This window comes from Streptosporangium sp. NPDC048886 (assembly GCF_055586905.1).
Window position 1 is genome coordinate 197,683 of the sequence record NZ_JBVJHH010000011.1, and the last position, 16,037, is coordinate 213,719.

At 72.0% G+C, this 16,037-nt stretch carries 12 protein-coding genes, 4 tRNA genes and 1 riboswitch; of the genes, 8 read left to right on the forward strand and 8 right to left on the reverse strand.

The features are described 5' to 3' along the window. The first annotated feature begins 119 nt into the window (after nucleotides 1-119). The gene (locus ACZ6R6_RS16105) at nucleotides 120-848 is read left to right on the forward strand and encodes a TetR/AcrR family transcriptional regulator (protein WP_470093949.1); all 729 of its coding nucleotides are present in this window, start codon (nucleotides 120-122) and stop codon (nucleotides 846-848) included. Between the two features lie 10 nt (nucleotides 849-858). Beyond that, nucleotides 859-1,233: a VOC family protein gene (locus ACZ6R6_RS16110; RefSeq protein ID WP_470093950.1), complete on the forward strand. Its 375-nt coding sequence runs from the start codon at nucleotides 859-861 to the stop codon at nucleotides 1,231-1,233. Nucleotides 1,234-1,249: 16 nt separating this feature from the next. Here ACZ6R6_RS16110 and ACZ6R6_RS16115 read toward each other — a convergent pair whose 3' ends face one another. Then, a complete protein-coding gene (locus ACZ6R6_RS16115; RefSeq protein WP_470093951.1) occupies nucleotides 1,250-2,005 on the reverse strand; it encodes an enoyl-CoA hydratase/isomerase family protein in 756 nt (251 codons plus the stop codon). Between the two features lie 187 nt (nucleotides 2,006-2,192). Between ACZ6R6_RS16115 and ACZ6R6_RS16120 the strand changes: the two genes are divergently transcribed. After that, nucleotides 2,193-3,764, forward strand: a complete 1,572-nt coding sequence (locus ACZ6R6_RS16120; RefSeq protein WP_470093952.1) for a pentapeptide repeat-containing protein — start codon at nucleotides 2,193-2,195, stop codon at nucleotides 3,762-3,764. Between the two features lie 239 nt (nucleotides 3,765-4,003). On the opposite strand, the gene ACZ6R6_RS16125 is transcribed toward ACZ6R6_RS16120, so the two are convergent. The 7 genes from ACZ6R6_RS16125 to ACZ6R6_RS16155 all read right to left on the reverse strand — a co-directional run bounded on the left by ACZ6R6_RS16125 (nucleotide 4,004) and on the right by ACZ6R6_RS16155 (nucleotide 13,418). Then, nucleotides 4,004-4,597, reverse strand: coding sequence for a hypothetical protein (locus ACZ6R6_RS16125; protein WP_470093953.1), 594 nt, complete (start codon nucleotides 4,595-4,597; stop codon nucleotides 4,004-4,006). 851 nt (nucleotides 4,598-5,448) lie between these two features. Further along, nucleotides 5,449-6,504 carry a mechanosensitive ion channel family protein gene (locus ACZ6R6_RS16130; protein ID WP_470093955.1) on the reverse strand — a complete coding sequence of 352 codons (1,056 nt, stop codon included), beginning with the start codon at nucleotides 6,502-6,504 and terminating at the stop codon, nucleotides 5,449-5,451. Nucleotides 6,505-6,564: 60 nt separating this feature from the next. Next, on the reverse strand, nucleotides 6,565-7,560 hold the full coding sequence (locus ACZ6R6_RS16135; RefSeq protein ID WP_470093956.1) for a ribonucleotide-diphosphate reductase subunit beta: 996 nt from the start codon (nucleotides 7,558-7,560) through the stop codon (nucleotides 6,565-6,567). Between the two features lie 25 nt (nucleotides 7,561-7,585). Beyond that, a complete protein-coding gene (locus tag ACZ6R6_RS16140; RefSeq protein WP_470093958.1) occupies nucleotides 7,586-9,781 on the reverse strand; it encodes a ribonucleoside-diphosphate reductase subunit alpha in 2,196 nt (731 codons plus the stop codon). Between the two features lie 199 nt (nucleotides 9,782-9,980). Next, nucleotides 9,981-10,179: riboswitch (cobalamin riboswitch) on the reverse strand. Beyond that, nucleotides 10,178-11,206, reverse strand: a complete 1,029-nt coding sequence (locus ACZ6R6_RS16145) for a Bug family tripartite tricarboxylate transporter substrate binding protein (protein ID WP_470093960.1) — start codon at nucleotides 11,204-11,206, stop codon at nucleotides 10,178-10,180. It overlaps the preceding riboswitch by 2 nt. A gap of 104 nt (nucleotides 11,207-11,310) precedes the next feature. Continuing rightward, on the reverse strand, nucleotides 11,311-13,119 hold the full coding sequence (glmS, locus tag ACZ6R6_RS16150; protein ID WP_470093962.1) for a glutamine--fructose-6-phosphate transaminase (isomerizing): 1,809 nt from the start codon (nucleotides 13,117-13,119) through the stop codon (nucleotides 11,311-11,313). 23 nt (nucleotides 13,120-13,142) lie between these two features. Continuing rightward, complete coding sequence (locus ACZ6R6_RS16155; protein ID WP_306868430.1) at nucleotides 13,143-13,418, reverse strand: hypothetical protein; 276 nt, start codon at nucleotides 13,416-13,418, stop codon at nucleotides 13,143-13,145. 154 nt (nucleotides 13,419-13,572) lie between these two features. On the opposite strand from ACZ6R6_RS16155, the gene ACZ6R6_RS16160 reads away from it, so the two are divergent. The 5 genes from ACZ6R6_RS16160 (at nucleotide 13,573) to ACZ6R6_RS16180 (ending at nucleotide 16,024) form a co-directional block, all read left to right on the forward strand. After that, a complete protein-coding gene (locus ACZ6R6_RS16160; protein WP_470093964.1) occupies nucleotides 13,573-15,582 on the forward strand; it encodes an N-acetylmuramoyl-L-alanine amidase in 2,010 nt (669 codons plus the stop codon). Between the two features lie 37 nt (nucleotides 15,583-15,619). Continuing rightward, nucleotides 15,620-15,694: transfer RNA gene (locus ACZ6R6_RS16165), tRNA-Gly, on the forward strand. 22 nt (nucleotides 15,695-15,716) lie between these two features. Next, nucleotides 15,717-15,787: transfer RNA gene (locus ACZ6R6_RS16170), tRNA-Cys, on the forward strand. 77 nt (nucleotides 15,788-15,864) lie between these two features. Beyond that, a tRNA-Gly gene (locus ACZ6R6_RS16175) sits at nucleotides 15,865-15,936 on the forward strand. A 13-nt stretch (nucleotides 15,937-15,949) separates the two neighbouring features. After that, nucleotides 15,950-16,024 (forward strand) — tRNA-Val (locus ACZ6R6_RS16180). Nucleotides 16,025-16,037: the final 13 nt, after the last annotated feature.

Consider the following 16,037-nt stretch of genomic DNA (forward strand, 5'->3'; position numbering starts at 1 on the left):
GCCCGGTGGAGCCACCGGGCGGGGAGGTCTCCCGCCGACGGCCGGCGCGCACCCTCCGCCGTCATGGACGTCCGCGTAATCAATTGACGGAGTGAGCACTCACTCCGCATGATGGGCGCATGGAGACCCCACCCACCCGGCGGCGCGCGCCGGGAATGAGCCTGGAGCGCCGGCGCCACATGATCGTACGGGCCGCGCTCCCCCTCGTCGCCGAGTACGGCGGCGCCGTCACCACCAGCCAGATCGCGCGGGCCGCCGGGATCGGCGAGGCCACGATCTTCCGGGCGTTCACCGACAAGGACACGCTGCTGGACGCCTGCGTGGTCGAGGCGCTCCGCCCCGACCACGCACTGGACCAGCTCGCCGAGATCCCGCTGGACCAGCCGCTGGCCGCCCGCCTGACCGAGGCCGCCGACGCCCTGCAGGCGCACACGGCGCGGATCGGCACCGTCCTCGGCGCCCTGCACGCCTCGGGCCACCGCCGTTCCCGCGACCGTCGCACCCCGCCTCCCGCGGGCGCCCCCGCCGGGCCTGTCCCGGAGACCCCCGCCGGCCGTACGGCCGGCCAGGCGGGTGAAGGGGCCACGGCCGGTCAGGCGGGCGAGAGCGCGTCCCCGGACCCGCGGGCCCCGGCGCATCCGCTGGACCGCGAGGAGTCGATGCGCCGGACCCACGAGGCGCTGACCGAGCTGTTCGAGCCCGAGCGCGACGCGCTGCGCCTCCCCCCGGAGCGCCTGGCGACGATCTTCCTCCACCTGCTGACGTCCAGCGCCCGGCGCCCGCTGGGCGGTCCCCAGGTGAGCAACGACGATCTCGTGACCGTGTTCGTGCACGGCGCCCTGAACTGAGAGGAGCACCATGCCCGTCACCCTGAACCACACCATCGTCCCCGCCGTCGACAACGAGCGGGCCGCGCGGTTCTTCGCCGAGGTCATGGGGCTGGAGTGCCTGCCGCCCGCCGGCTCGCGCGGTCACTTCGCGCCCGTCCGGGTCAACCCCTCCCTCACCCTCGACTACCTGACCGTCGACGACCCCGAGGGGCACCACCTGGCCTTCGACGTCGACCCCGCCACCTTCGACGGGATCCTCGCCCGTCTCCAGGAGCGCGGCGTGCCGTACGGCAGCAGCCCCGCCGACCCCGCCGACGGCCGGATCGACCACCCGCTCTGCCCCCGCGGCCTGTTCTTCGTCGACGAGACCGGCAACCTCTACGAGGTCATGTCCCCCCGGTGAGACGGCGCCCCGGCGGTCAGGGGGACCAGGTGAACCGGGGCGGGCGGCGCTCCAGGAAGGCGGCGACACCTTCGGCGACCTCCTCGCGCGACTCCTTCTGCCACCGGCGCACGCGCGCCTCGTCGGCCCGGCCGTCCACGATCTCCTTGGTGGCGGCCAGGGTGAGCTGGGAGCGCCCGGCCAGGGTGCGGGCCAGGCCGTACACGCGCCCGGACAGCTCGGCGGAGGCGTGCACCTCGTCCACCAGACCGGTGCGCAGTGCCCGGCCGGCGTCGACGAGGTCGGCGGAGTAGAGCAGGAGCTTGGCGGCCGACGGGCCGACGAGGTCGACCAGGCGGCGGGTGGAGCTCAGCGGGTAGACGATGCCGAGCTTGGCCGGGGTGATGCCGAAGCGGGCGTCGGCGGCGGCCAGGCGCAGGTCGCAGGCGAGGGCGAGCTGGCAGCCGCCGCCGACGCAGAAGCCCTCGATCATCGCGATCACCGGCTTGGGGAACGTCGCGAGCGCCCGCTCCGCGGCGACGGTCAGCCCCGTGTCGTCACCGGCGTCGGAGAGCCCGGCGATCTCGGAGATGTCCGCCCCGGAGCAGAAGGTCCCGCCCGCGCCGGTCAGCACCAGGACGCGCACCCCGGGATCGCCCGCCAGCGGCGCGAGCAGGCCGGGCAGCGCCCGCCACATGGCCGCGCTCATCGCGTTGCGCTTGCCGGGGCGGTTGATCCGCAACGTGGCGACGTGGCGGTCGACGGACAGCTCGAAACCATCAGAGATCTGCACGAGATAGATTCTCCCGGGACATCACCCGGACCGTGCGGGCAGATCACCCCCCAAGCCAGAGAGGCCGGATGTTCGCAGCCACCCATCCCCGCCGTGACCGTTCCCACCCGCCGTCCGCCCCGTGGCCGCGCCCGACCCGGCGGGGGCGGCGGGCGCCGCTGGGAGCGCGGATCATGAGAGGGCTCCGATGCGACTGACGCGGCCGTTCGGCCGGCTGAGCCCCGCCGAGCGGCGGGTCTGGGAGGCCTACCCGGCGGGCACCTGGGTGGACCTGCGGACCGGGGACAAGGAGGCCGACGATCCGGCCGGCGGCCAGGAGTGGGGGCCGGAGCGGACGGTCCGGGCGGAGGTCGTCGCCGCGCTCCTGCTCGGCGCGCGCGAGCCCGAGCCGGGCAGGACCGCCGGCCTGCGGCTGGCGGGCGCCCGTGTGACCGGAGTGCTCGACCTGTCCGACGCCACCCTCACCGGTAAGCTCCACATGCTCAACTGCTACCTCCCCGAGGTCGTCTCCCTCACCGACGCCACCACCACGGGGGTGCGGTTCCGGGGGTGCGAGCTGGAGCGGGTCCGGGCCGCCAGGTGCACGGTCAACGGCCTGCTGGAGTTCGACGGCTCCACGGTCCACAGCGGGATCCGGCTGGACAACGCGCACGTGACGGGCCAGTTCCGGCTCTCCAGATCGCGTCTGCACGCCCCCGGCGAGCAGTCCAGGGCGAGCGAGAGCCGGCTGGAGGACACCCGGCGGCCGTTCACCGAGGCGGAGATGCTGGAGCGGGGCCACGACCAGAGCCAGTGGGCGGTGTGGGCCGGCGGACTGACCGTGGAGGGCGGGGCGTTCCTGCGTGACATGCGCGTCACCGGCGGGCTCAGGTTCATCGGCGCGAAGTTCAACGGCGGGATCTACCTGCAGCGGTCGGTCGTCACCGCGACCGGCCCGCACGCCGTGCACGCCGACTTCATGGAGGCCGGGGCGGCGGAGTTCAGCGCGGGGTTCACCGCGACGGGCACCATCCGGCTGCGCGGCGCGCGCGTCAACGGCGTGCTCTCCTTCGACGGGGCCACGCTGGAGGCCCCCGACCGGGTGCTCCACCTGAGCCACGCCCAGGTGGAGGAGCTGATCTTGAACCCGGCCTCCATCGAGGGGGAGGTCAACCTCGGCTACTCCCGGCTCGGCGTCCTGCTCGACAACCCCGCCGCCTATCCGGACCGGGTCCAGCTCACCGGGCTGACCTACGAGTCGCTGCGGGGTCACTGGACGGTGGCCCAACGGCTCGACTGGCTCGGGCGGGACCCGGACGGCTACAAGCCGCAGCCGTACGAGCAGCTCGCCACCTGGTTCCGGCGGATCGGCCACGAGCCCGACGCCCGCCGGGTGCTGCTGGCCAAGCAGCGCCGCCGCCGCCGCACGCTCAGGCCCACCGGGAAGATCTGGGGCCGGCTGCTCGACCTCGTCGTCGGCTACGGCTACCGCCCCTGGCTGGCCGGGTTCTGGGTGGCGGTCCTGCTGACCACGGGCACCGCGGTCTTCGCCGCCGTGCCCCCGGCGCAGATCGACCCGGACGAGGTGCGCAGCTTCCAGCCGTTCGTCTACACACTGGACCTGCTCGTCCCGGTGAGCGTCTTCGAGCAGCGGGCGGCGTGGGAGCCGGTCGGCTGGACCCAGTGGCTGGCCTGGACCCTGGTCGCCTCCGGCTGGATCCTGGCCACCGCCCTGATCGCCGGGGCCGCCCGGGTGCTACGCCCGGCCAATCCCTCCTAGCGTCACCGGATCCGGACCCGGGCTTGGGTCCGGGTCCGGGCCCCCTGGCGTCCCGGCCAGGCCCGAGCCGGTCGGCCGCCTCTTCACCGGCGGGGTGCGGACGCATCCGGGAGCCGTTCCCGCTCGGCGCCCTCCTCGACACGCCGCGCGGCAGCGGCGAACACCTCGCGGCGGTGGTCGACCGCGCCGCAGGGCGAGGATTCCGCGTCCCCGCGCCGGCGAGACGCGGGGACGAGGGCTCAGGAGATGCGGGTCACCTTCTCGGCTGTCCTGCGGAACTTCGTGCCGTTCCACGCGTAGGTCTGGCTGACGATCAGATCCGGGCAGCAGTTAGGGGCCTGGCGGCTGACCGCCCTGCCGCGCAGGTGCACCCGCCCGCCGCCGATCGTGACCGTCAGGGACTTGAAGTAGCGGTTCCCGCCGAGCCTCCCGAGCAGATGGGGGGCCGAGCGGCCGGAGGCCCCGTCGTAGACGAAGGCGGTCAGGGGATTGCTCGACGTCGGGCTCGGGCACGACGACACGACGACGGTCTCGCGCCGCCGGTCACGGGTGAGGTCGCCGACGGCCGCGACGCGGGCGCGCACGACGTACCAGGTGGCATCCGGCCCCGGCTCAGGACAGTTCAGCGCCGGCTCCACCACGGCCGCCCAGTCGACCCGGTCCAACCGGCCGGCGGCCTGACCGGTCTTCCCCGCGGTGGCGGTGGCCCGTGCCGCCGTACTGTCCGCGGCGGCCGCGTCGGCGACGCCTGCGCCCTGGACCGTCGCCAGTGAGGTGGCGAGGGCGGCGGTGCTCACCCAGGCTCGGAATCGGCGGGCCCTCAGGCTGCTCATGCGTCCGGTACGTGAGTTCATAGCCACTTTGACGCGCGGAGCCTCGGAGATGTTGCGCACTGTCAGGTGAATACGACCGTTCCGGACGGCGTGCCGGCCGCGCCGTGTCATCACGTAGATCACGGCCGCTTACCCGCGCGGGTGACGCCAGGCCTGTCGCGGCCCATCAGAATCGAGGGCCATGAACACCAAGAAGATCACTTGGTCTGCGGTGGTGCTCGCGCTGACCGCGGCCCTGACCGTCCTGGTCGGCCCATTGGGCTTGGCCGGTCCCGCGCAGGCGGTCCCGACCGTGTGCCCCTCACCCGTTCCGACGCCCGTCCCTTCGCCAACCCCGAGCGCGTGCCCGACCCCCACCCCTCGACCCACCGCGACCCCCACCGCGTGCCCCTCACCCGCCCCGACGCCCGTCCCCTCACCCACCCCCACCCCGAACACCTGCCCCACCCCTCGACCCACCGCGACCCCCACCGCGTGCCCCTCACCCGCCCCGACGCCCGTCCCCTCACCCACACCCACCCCGAACACCTGCCCCACCCCTCGACCCACCGCGACCCCCGCGCCGGAGACGACCTTCGATCCCAGGCCGACCTCGGACCCGCAATCCCTCACCGCCCCGCGCTCCGCGGCCGCGCCTGCCGGCCCGATCGCGGAGCAGACCTCTGCCGAGGACAAGGAGTCCCGGCGGTACGGGTGAGATTTCCGACGGATACGCGGGTCGGAGCCCTCGGAGGGCCTTCGAACACCACCTGGACGACGGGCCGCTGACCCGCGTATCCGCTGTTTCCCGCGGCGTTACCAGCGGACCCCTCAGGCGACGGTCTTCCACTCCCGGCTGGGGATGTACGGCCTCAGTGCTCCCCCAGCCCGAGTCCGGACAGCGGCTCGCGCTGCTCCACCACCCGGAAGCGGGGCATCGACTCGGGGTATTTCTCCCGGACGAACTTCACCATGTGCTCGCGGATGTCGCACTTGAGGTCCCAGGCGCTGGGCGAGTCGGCGGCGCTCATCAGGGCGCGCAGCTCCAGCAGCCCGCCGGGGAGGGTGTCGACGACCTGGAGGACCCAGTCCTTCTGGTCCCAGAGCGGGTGCTCGCGCAGGGCGCGGTAGAGCTCGGCGCGCAGCTCCTCCACCGGGACCGACCAGTCCAGACGGAGGATCACCGCGCCGATCACCCGGCTGCCGTGCCGGGTCCAGTTCTCGAACGGGTTGGTCGTGAAGTAGGAGACCGGCAGCACCAGCCTGCGCTCGTCCCACAGACGCAGCACCACGTAGGTGAGGGTGAGCTCCTCGATCCGGCCCCACTCGTCCTCGACCACGACGACGTCGTCCAGCCGGAGCGCGTCGCTGAAGGCCAGTTGCAGCCCGGCGAGCAGGTTGCCCAGGGTGGACTGGGCCGCGACGCCGACGACCACGCCGGCGATGCCGGCCGAGGCCAGCAGTCCGGCGCCGAGCGCGCGCACCTGCGGGAAGGTGAAGAGCATCGCGCCCATCGCCAGCACGACCACCACCGCCGTGGCCACCCGGCGGACCAGGGTGATCTGGGTGCGGATCCGGCGGGCCCGCCGGTTGCGCTCGCCCTGGACGACGACCAGGCGCTCCAGGACCACGTCGGTGACCGCGTAGGCGGCCTGGATGACCAGCCAGGTGACGCATCCGATCATGGCCAGGCTGAGCAGCTGGTCGATCACTCCGCCGACCTGCCCCTCGGCCATGCTCGGCCGGTAGAGCGTGTTGGCGGTCACCACGACCGCCGTGGCGAACCCGGGCCAGGTGCAGCGGCGCACGAGCGGAGCGGCGAGAACCCACTTCTCCCCGATCAACCTCCATCTCAGTGCCCGCCGCACCATCTCCACACACGCGGCGGCGGCCAGCATGGAACCGAGCAGGATGATCCATCTGGACACTGACGGCGTCCCCCCTTGTCGTCCGTTACCAGACGGCGTGCCCGGGGATCCATCGTGTAATCAGAACGCCTCGTCGAAAGTCACATTCCCCTCAACGGCTACCTGATAGGCAGAGACACGCCGTTCGAAGAAGTTGGCCAACTCCTGCACGTCCTGCAACTCCATGAACGCGAACGGGTTGGCGGTGCCGTACCGGACGGGGAGCCGGAGCCGGACCAGGCGCTGGTCGGCCACGTACTCCAGGTACTGCCGCATCTGGTCCACGCCCATCCCGGACAGACCGTCGCCGCACAGGTCGGCCGCGAAGGCGAGCTCGGCCTCCACCGCCTCCTCGATCATCTGGGTGACCTGCGCGCCGAGCTTGTCGTCGAACAGCTCCGGCTCCTCGGCCCGCACGGTGTCCACCACGCTGAAGGCGAACTCCATGTGCATGGACTCGTCGCGGAAGACCCAGTTCGTCCCGGTGGCCAGGCCGCTCAGCAGGCCCCTGGAGCGGAACCAGTAGACGTAGGCGAAGGCGCCGTAGAAGAACAGCCCCTCGATGCACGCGGCGAAGCAGATCAGATTGAGCAGGAACGCCCGCCGGTCGTCCTGCGACTCCAGTCTGTTGAGCCCGCCGAGCGAGTCGATCCACCGGAAGCAGAACTCGGCCTTGTCCCGGATCGAGGGGATGTGCTCGACCGCGGCGAAGGCCTTGACCCGCTCGTCGTGGTCGGGCAGGTAGGTGTCCAGCAGGGTCAGGTAGAACTGGACGTGCACCGCCTCCTCGAAGAGCTGCCTGCTGAGATACAGGCGCGCCTCGGGCGCGTTGACGTGCTGGTAGAGGTTGAGCACCAGGTTGTTGGCCACGATCGAGTCGCCGGTGGCGAAGAACGCGACGAGGCGGTTGATCAGGTGGCGCTCCTCCGGCGTCATCTTCGCCAGGTCCGCCAGGTCGGAGTTGAGGTCCACCTCCTCGACGGTCCAGGTGTTGCGGATCGCGGCCCGGTAGCGCTCGTAGAACTCCGGGTAGCGCATGGGCCGCAGGGTGAGGTCCATGCCAGGGTCGAGCAGCATCAGCAAGTGCCTTTCGGGGAGGTGGCTACTGGCAGGCTTCGCAGTACTCGGGGTTCTCCAGCGAGCACGCGACGGCCTCCGGGTCGGGCGCGACCTGGGCCACGGTGGTCTGCGCGATCCGGGTCGCCGGCCGGGAGCGCAGGTAGTAGGTGGTCTTGAGGCCGGACTTCCACGCGTAGGCGTACATCGAGGAGAGCTTGCCGATGGTCGGCGTGGCCATGAACAGGTTCAGCGACTGCGACTGGTCGATGTACGGCGTGCGCGCCGCGGCCAGGTCGATCAGCGCCTTCTGCGGCAGCTCCCAGGCGGTCCGGTAGAGCGCCTTGAGGTCTTCGGGCATGCCGGGGACGTCCTGGACGGAGCCGTCGGCCCGCTTGATCGCGTCCCGGATCTGCGGGGTCCACCGGCCCCGGGCCTGCAGGTCACGGACCAGATAGCGGTTGACCTGGAGGAACTCTCCCGACAGGGTCTCGCGCTTGAAGACGTTGGAGACCTGGGGCTCGATGCACTCGTAGCAGCCGGCGATGGAGGCGATGGTGGCCGTGGGCGCGATCGCGATCATCAACGAGTTGCGGAGGCCGGTCTCGGCGATCCGCTCCCTGAGGCGCGTCCACTCCGGCGAGCCGCCGGCCCCGTAGTGGTCGGGGTGGAGCACGCCGCCGGCGGCCCTGGTCTCGTCGTAGGAGGGGTGGCGGCCCCGCTCGACGGCCAGGTCCGCGGAGGTGCCGTAGGCGGCCAGCGCGATCTCCTCGGAGATGCGGGTGGACAGCTCCAGCGCCTGCGGGGAGTCGAACGGCAGCCGCAGCGCGAAGAACACATCCGCCAGGCCCATCACGCCCAGACCGATCGGCCGCCACTTCCGGTTGGCCGCCTCGGCCTCCGGGGTCGGGTAGAAGCCCAGGTCGATGGTCCGGTCCAGGAACCGCACGGCGGTGCGGACGGTCCGGCGCAGCCGTGGCCAGTCGACGTCCTGGCCGTCCAGGTGGGCGGCGAGGTTGATCGAGCCCAGGTTGCAGACGGCCGTCTCGGCGTCGTTGGTGACCTCCAGGATCTCGGTGCAGAGGTTCGACAGGTGGATGACGTTCTCGGGGCGGGCCGTCTGGTTGGAGGTCCGGTTGGCGGCGTCCTTGAAGGTCATCCAGCCGTTGCCGGTCTGGGCGAGGGTGCGCATCATCCGGCCGTACAGGGAGCGGGCCGGGATCTGCTTGACGGAGCGGCCCTCGGCCTCGGCGGCCCGGTAGGCCTCGTCGAAGGCGGCGCCGTACAGGTCGGTGAGGTGCGGGACCTCCTTGGGGTCGAACAGCGACCACACACCGTCGGCCTCGACCCGGCGCATGAACTCGTCGGGGATCCAGTTGGCCAGGTTCAGGTTGTGCGTGCGGCGGGCCTCCTCGCCGGTGTTGTCGCGCAGTTCGAGGAACTCCTCGATGTCGGCGTGCCAGGTCTCCAGGTAGACGCAGGCCGCGCCCTTGCGGCGGCCGCCCTGGTTGACCGCGGCGACGCTGGAGTCCAGCGTGCGCAGCCACGGCACGATGCCGTTGGAGTGGCCGTTGGTGCCCCGGATCAGCGAGCCCCGCGAACGGACCCGGGTCCAGGAGATGCCGATCCCGCCGGCGTACTTCGACAGCCGCGCGACCTGCCCGTAGCGCTCGTAGATCGCCTCCAGCTCGTCCCGGGGCGAGTCGAGCAGGAAGCAGGACGACAGCTGGGGCCTGCGCGAGCCGGAGTTGAACAGGGTGGGCGAGCTCGGCAGGTAGGACAGGGTGGACATGAGCGCGTAGAGCTCGGCGGCCTCCTCCACCGTCTCCGACAGGCCGCAGGCCACCCGGAGGAAGAAGTGCTGCGGGCGCTCCAGGACCTTGCGGGTCTGCGGGTGGCGCAGCAGGTAGCGGTCGTAGACCGTGCGCAGCCCGAAGTATTCGAACCGGCCGTCGGCCGCCCCGTCCACCAGCGCGTCCAGCGCCACGGCGTTGGAGGCCACGAAGGCGGCCAGCCCGTCCTGGATCAGCCCGGCCGCGTGGGTCGCGGCGACGGACTCGGAGAAGGTCCGGACGCTGTGCCCGGCGGCCTCCTCGGCGATCAGCTCCGCCAGCAGCCCGGCGGCGATCTTGGAGTTCTCCGGGTCGGCGATCACCCGGGCGGCGGCCTCCTCGATGGCCAGCCGGCGGTCGACCGGGCCGTTGCCGGTCTCCTTGGCGACGTCGACCAAGGTCTGTGTCACGTGCTACCCCTCGCGCGCTCGAATTCCCCGTACGGCTCTCGCCGGAAGGGCGCACGCGCCAGAGAACGGCCCCGGGCACGCCGGACCGCCTCATCGCGTGGGCCCTCCCTCGAGGCCCTGAACGATCTCCGTGGTCGGGTCCGCCTCACCCGGCACGCTCCGGGCCGCTCCACGCGTCCCTCGGTGCCCGGCTCGGCTCCCTCTCCACACGTCGCCGGCAGGTCTTCGGACTCACGGGCGTCTGGCACATGCCTACCGGCCGTCGCTTCCCGGGCAGGTGCGCCCAGTGCTCCATGACGGCTTTCGTTCCCGTTCACCGCTGCGGGGCAGTCCCGGAATCTCACCGGGTTCCCTCTTGCCTCACCCCAGAGGGGCGAACCAGCAACGAGCAGGATCCTACATGTAGTGCTGCCGGACGCAACTACCCCAACAGCTTGTGCCGATGGTGCTCAGCAGTCCGAGCTCGTCGAGCACTTCCCGGGTCCGGCGCGTCTCCGTGACGAGCCACTGGCGGAAGTCGTCCCCGCTCAGATAGACCCGGTTCCAGCCGTTGGCCGCGCAGATCGCCCGCCAGCGGGACGAGGCGTCGACGCGGTCGCACAGGGCGACGGCCACGTCCCTGTCGTCGGAGCTCATGCCGCGGGGGCCGAGCACGCCGCACCAGTCGGTGTACTCCAGCCGGACGTCCAGCTCCATCAGCGTCGGGGCGTCGATCCCGTCGATCCGCTCGGCGGAGGAGACCACCAGCGGCCGCAGCCGGCCCTCGGCGATCTCGGGCACGAAGGAGCGGGCGGAGCCCAGCAGCGCGGCCACCCTGCCGTCGTGGAGGGCGTGCACGCCCTCGGCCCCGCTGGAGTAGCCGGCGTAGTCCAGCAGCCGGGTGTCCACCCCCAGGCACTTGCCGATCATGCCGTAGAGCACGTGGTCGGAGCCGCCCTCCATCCGGCCGCCCACCGTCAGCCCGGCCGGGTCGCGGCGGAGCACCGCGGCGAGGTCCTCGAAGGTGCGCAGGCGGGAGTTCTCCGGGACGACCAGGGCCGCCCAGTCGCCGACCAGGCGGGCCAGGGGGGTGGTGGACTCCACCACGGAGGCGGTGTTGGCGATCTCCGCCCCGGCCACCATCGGCATCCCGGTGAGCAGCAGCCTGCCCTCGTGCGCGAACGGGTCGTGGGCGGCGGCGAAGGCCCCCAGCGCGGCGGCGCCCAGGCTGCCCGGATAGTTGCCCACCTCGACCTTCCGCGCCAGCCCGTCGTCGGTCAGTACCGCGGCCAGCGCGCGGGCGGCCCGGTCCCAGCCCTGCCCGCGGGCGGCGGGCGCGATGACGGTCAGCCGTCCCGCCAGCGGCAGGCGGCGGTCCGCCGCCCTGCCGCAGCCGCCGGCGACCATGACCCCCAGGGCGAGCGCGAAGAACCGCCTACGGTACATAAGCGCCCCTTCCCTCCAGACCCCCCAATACTTCAGGTTACAGACACGTCACTTTGTGTCACACATTGGGGGGCCTTACTGCCATCAGGCAGTTCCGAGGGGGTTCACTCCACCGTGACGCTCTTGGCCAGGTTGCGAGGCTTGTCCACATCCCGCTCCAGCGCCACGGCCGCGTGGTAGGCCAGGAGCTGGAGCGGGATCGACAGCAGGATCGGGTCCAGCTCCGTCTCGTTCCTGGGCACCACGACGCAGTCGTCGGCCAGCTTGGGGTCGGCCGTACGGTGACCGACCATGAGCACCCGGCCGCCGCGCGCGCGGATCTCGCCGAGCGTGGTGAGGTTCTTGTCCAGCAGCTCGTCGTCGGGGACGATCGCCACGGTCGGCATCTCCGGGCCGATCAGGGCCAGCGGCCCGTGCTTGAGCTCGCTGGCCGGGTAGGCCTCGGCGTGCACGTAGGAGATCTCCTTGAGCTTCTGCGCGCCCTCGCGGGCCACCGGGTAGCCCCGGACCCGGCCGACGAACATCATGCTCGGCGAGTCGGCGTACTTGCGCGCCAGCTCCTTGATCTGCGGCTCCAGCGCGAGGATCTCCTTGATCTGGCCGGGCAGCCGGCGCAGGCCCTCGCAGATGCGGCGGCCGTCGGCCGGGGACAGGTCGCGCACCCGGCCCAGGTGGAGCGCCAGCAGCGCGAAGGCCACCGCGGTCGAGGTGAACGCCTTGGTGCTGGCCACCGAGACCTCGGGGCCGGCGTGCAGGTAGACGCCGCCGTCACACTCGCGGGCGATGGCGCTGCCGACGGTGTTGACGATGCCGAGCACCCGGCCGCCCTTGCGCTTGAGCTCCTGGACGGCGGCGAGGGTGTCGTAGGTCTCCCCCGACTGGCTGATCGCCACATACAGGGTGTCGGGCTCCACGACCGGGCTGCGGTAGCGGAACTCGCTGGCCGGCTCGGCGTCGGCCGGGATCCGCGCCAGCTCCTCGATGAGCTGGGCGCCGATCTGGCCCGAGTAGTAGGCGGAGCCACAGCCGATGATCTTCACCCGGCGGAACGACCGGGTCTCGCGCGCGTCCATGTTGAGGCCGCCCAGGTGGGCGATGTGGAAGCGGTCGTCCAGCCGTCCGCGCAGCGTCCGGGCCACGGTGTCGGGCTGCTCGGAGATCTCCTTGAGCAGGTAGTGCTCGTAGCCGCCGGTGTCGTAGTGCCCGGCCTCCCAGTCGACGGTCAGCGGCTCCTTGGCCGTCTCGCGCGCGTCACTGGCGAAGGTGTGGAAGCCGTCGGCCTTCAGCACCGCCAGCTCCCCGTCCTCCAGGTGGACCACCTGGCGGGTGTAGCGGACCAGCGCGGCCACGTCGGAGGCGGCGAACATCTCCTTCTCGCCGATGCCCAGCACGATCGGGCTGCCGTTGCGGGCCACCACCACCTCGCCGGGCCGCTGGGCGTCGATCACCGCGATGCCGTAGGTGCCGACGATCCGCTTGAGCGCCAGCCGGACCGCCTCCTCCAGCGAGTCGGTCTCCCCGACGGTCCGGGCGATCAGGTGCGCCAGCACCTCGGTGTCGGTCTCGGACAGGAAGACCACACCGTCGGCCTCCAGCTTGGCCCGCAGCTCGTCGGCGTTCTCGATGATGCCGTTGTGCACCACCGCGACGCGCTCGTCGGTGGACAGGTGGGGGTGGGCGTTGACGTCGCTGGGCGCGCCGTGGGTGGCCCAGCGGGTGTGCCCGATGCCCAGGGTGCCCTTGAACCGCGCCGGCACGGCCGCCGCCAGGTCGGCCACCCGGCCCTTGACCTTGCGCATCTTCAGACCCTTGTTGGAGACCACCACGCCGGCCGAGTCGTAGCCCCGGTACTCAAGGCGCTGCAGGCCCTCCAGCAGGATCGGCGCCGCGTCCTTTGGTCCGACGTAAGCCACGATTCCGCACATTTGACCGATCCTTACCCGTAGACGATCCGGCGCAGCTGGCGCAGGGAGAGTTCAGGTGCCGCGACACGGCGGGAGGTGATCTCGGCGGCGATCCGGGGGAAGATCTCGTCGTTGACCAGCCCTTTGGCCTTGAGCTCGCCGTGGCGCCGCCGGACGAAGTCCTCGACGGGCTCGGAGAAGTAGGCCAGCACGTCCGCCACCACCCGCGCCGCCTCCCCGGGACCGAGCGCGCTCGTCCGGGTCAGGTGGGTAATCAGATCCTCATGCGGATGCCATGCCGTGGACACAGAGCAGGACCATACGCAGCATCGACGCCCTTCACCAAGTTTTCTGCCCGATTTCGGGCAAGGATCGTCCCGGACGACCTAAAGCAGCCCCGATCGCGAGACAGTCGGTAACCTCGAATAACTCTTCGTAGTCATGCGGTCGGGAGGAATCACTATGCGCCGTCTGCCGGGGATCACCGTCGTCGCCACCCTCACCGCACTGGCCCCGGCCGCCGCAACGCCCGCGCCCGGCGGCGCCCCGCCCCTCGTGCGGACTCCGCCCGCCGTAACTCCGGCGCCCGCCGCCGAGGAGCCGGCCCCGGCCGGGCAGGATCAGGAGGGCAGGCAGGCGGCCTTCGCCCGGGCGGCCCGGACCTACGGGGTGCCGGAGAGCGTGCTGCTCGCGGTCTCCTACCTGGAGTCCCGCTGGGACGCCAACCACGGGCTGCCCAGCGTCTCGGCCGGCTACGGTCCCATGCACCTGGTCGACGTCCGGGCCGATCCGGGGCGCCGCGGCCACCGCGGGCAGGACCCGCGCGGCGACGAGAGCCGCCCCCACCCGCCCGCGGCCCTCCCGGCCACCGCCGCGGTCCCGCCCCCGGACACCCTGCGCCGGGCGGCGGAGCTGACCGGGATCGCCCCCGCCCGGCTGCGCCGGGACCCGGCGGCCAACATCCAGGGCGGCGCGGCGCTGCTGGCCGACCTCCAGCGGCGGGCCGGCGGACCGGCGGGCGCCGACCCGGCGGACTGGTACGGCGCGGTGGCCCGCTACCCGGGGACGGCGGACGCCGGGGCGGCACGCTTCTTCGCCGACGAGGTCTACGCGACGATCCGCGCCGGCGCGGCCCGCGTGACCGACGACGGCGAGCGGATGATCCTGCCCGCCGTCCCGGGCCTGTCCCCGTGGCGGCCGCCCGCCCCGGCCGGGCTGCGCCGCGCGTCGGCGCCCGCGCCCGACTGCCCGCCCACCGTCTCCTGCGAATGGATGCCGGCCGCCTACCAGCGGCTCAGGAAAGGCGGCTACGGCAACCACGACCGCTACGACGGCCCCCGCCGGATCGACTACATCGTCATCCACGACGGGGAGACCAGCTACGACGCCATAACCCGGCTGACCAAGGACCCCACCTACCTGAGCTGGCACTTCACCCTGCGCTCCGGCGACGGCCACATCGCCCAGCACCTGCGGGCCGCCGACATCGGCTGGCACGCGGGCAACTGGTACGTCAACACCCGCTCCATCGGCCTGGAGCACGAGGGCTACCTGGCCAAGGGCGCCTGGTACACCGAGGCGATGTATCTCGCCTCGGCCAAGCTGGTCGCCCACCTCGCGCGCGAATACGGCGTGCCCCTGGACCGCGCGCACATCATCGGCCACGACAACGTGCCGGGCACCACCCCGGCGACCGTGCGCGGCATGCACCAGGACCCCGGCCCCTACTGGGACTGGGGCCACTACTTCGAGCTGCTCGGCAGCCCGCTGACCGGCTCCGCCGACCCCGCCGCGCGCTCGGTGCTGATCAAGCCGGACTACGCCCTCAACCAGCCGCGTTTCACCGGCTGCGGCAAGTCCGGCGAGTGTCCCCCGCGGGGCGCCTCCTCGGTCTGGCTGCACAGCCACCCCTCCGAGGAGGCCCCGCTGGTCAAGGACATCGGCAAACATCCGGCGGGCGCCTCCACCTACAGCGTCTACGACCACGCCGCCCGCGCCTCCGCCGGTCAGCGCTACGCGCTCGCCGAGCGCAGGGGCGACTGGACGGCGATCTGGTATCTCGGGCAGAAGGCGTGGTTCCACGACCCCGCGGACGCCCGCACGTCCGTCCCCGCCTCCGGCCCGCTGGTGACGCCCAAGCCCGGTCACGCCCCCGTCAAGGTGTACGGCAGGGCCTACCCCGAGGCGTCGGCCTACCCCAGGGGCGTCCCGCGGCAGGAGCTGGTCCCGCTGCAGTACTCCTTCCCGGCCGGGCAGCTCTACAGCCTGGGCATGACGACCCGTGCCGCCTACCTGCGGGCGGGCACCTTCGACCCGGCCGCGCACCGGATCGTCAGGGGTGAGGCCCGCTACCGCCAGATCCAGTTCGGCCACCGGATCATGTTCGTGCGGGCCGCCGACGTGCAGGTGATCACCAAGGAAGACCTCCGGCGGGGAGCCCGGTTGCGCACATCCGCGTCCCGGAGGCGCTAGAGTTTTCTCGTGCCCCGGAGACGTTTCCGGGGATCACGCGGAAGTGGCTCAGTGGTAGAGCATCACCTTGCCAAGGTGAGGGTCGCGGGTTCGAATCCCGTCTTCCGCTCCAGCAGGTCCTCCGGGATCTGACTGGTGGAGTGGCCGAGAGGCGAGGCAACGGCCTGCAAAGCCGTGTACACGGGTTCAAATCCCGTCTCCACCTCAGTGCACGGACATCGGAGTCTCAAGGATCCGGTAAAGTAGCGCACGTGCCGCGGCGGGGAGACCCGACGCAGACACGCGGAAGTGGCTCAGTGGTAGAGCATCACCTTGCCAAGGTGAGGGTCGCGGGTTCGAATCCCGTCTTCCGCTCTGGTTCACCCGAGGACGATTAGCTCAGCGGGAGAGCGCTTCCCTGACACGGAAGAGGTCACAGGTTCAATCCCTGTATCGTCCACCATCAAGATCCCCAG

Coding starts and splice junctions, on each gene's coding strand:
- ACZ6R6_RS16160 (WP_470093964.1), top strand. CDS start 13,573: ATGCGCCGTCTGCCGGGGATCACCGTCGTCGCCACCCTCACCGCACTG.
- ACZ6R6_RS16125 (WP_470093953.1), bottom strand. CDS start 4,597: ATGAGCAGCCTGAGGGCCCGCCGATTCCGAGCCTGGGTGAGCACCGCC.
- ACZ6R6_RS16105 (WP_470093949.1), top strand. CDS start 120: ATGGAGACCCCACCCACCCGGCGGCGCGCGCCGGGAATGAGCCTGGAG.
- ACZ6R6_RS16120 (WP_470093952.1), top strand. CDS start 2,193: ATGCGACTGACGCGGCCGTTCGGCCGGCTGAGCCCCGCCGAGCGGCGG.
- ACZ6R6_RS16135 (WP_470093956.1), bottom strand. CDS start 7,560: ATGCTGCTCGACCCTGGCATGGACCTCACCCTGCGGCCCATGCGCTAC.
- ACZ6R6_RS16145 (WP_470093960.1), bottom strand. CDS start 11,206: ATGTACCGTAGGCGGTTCTTCGCGCTCGCCCTGGGGGTCATGGTCGCC.
- ACZ6R6_RS16110 (WP_470093950.1), top strand. CDS start 859: ATGCCCGTCACCCTGAACCACACCATCGTCCCCGCCGTCGACAACGAG.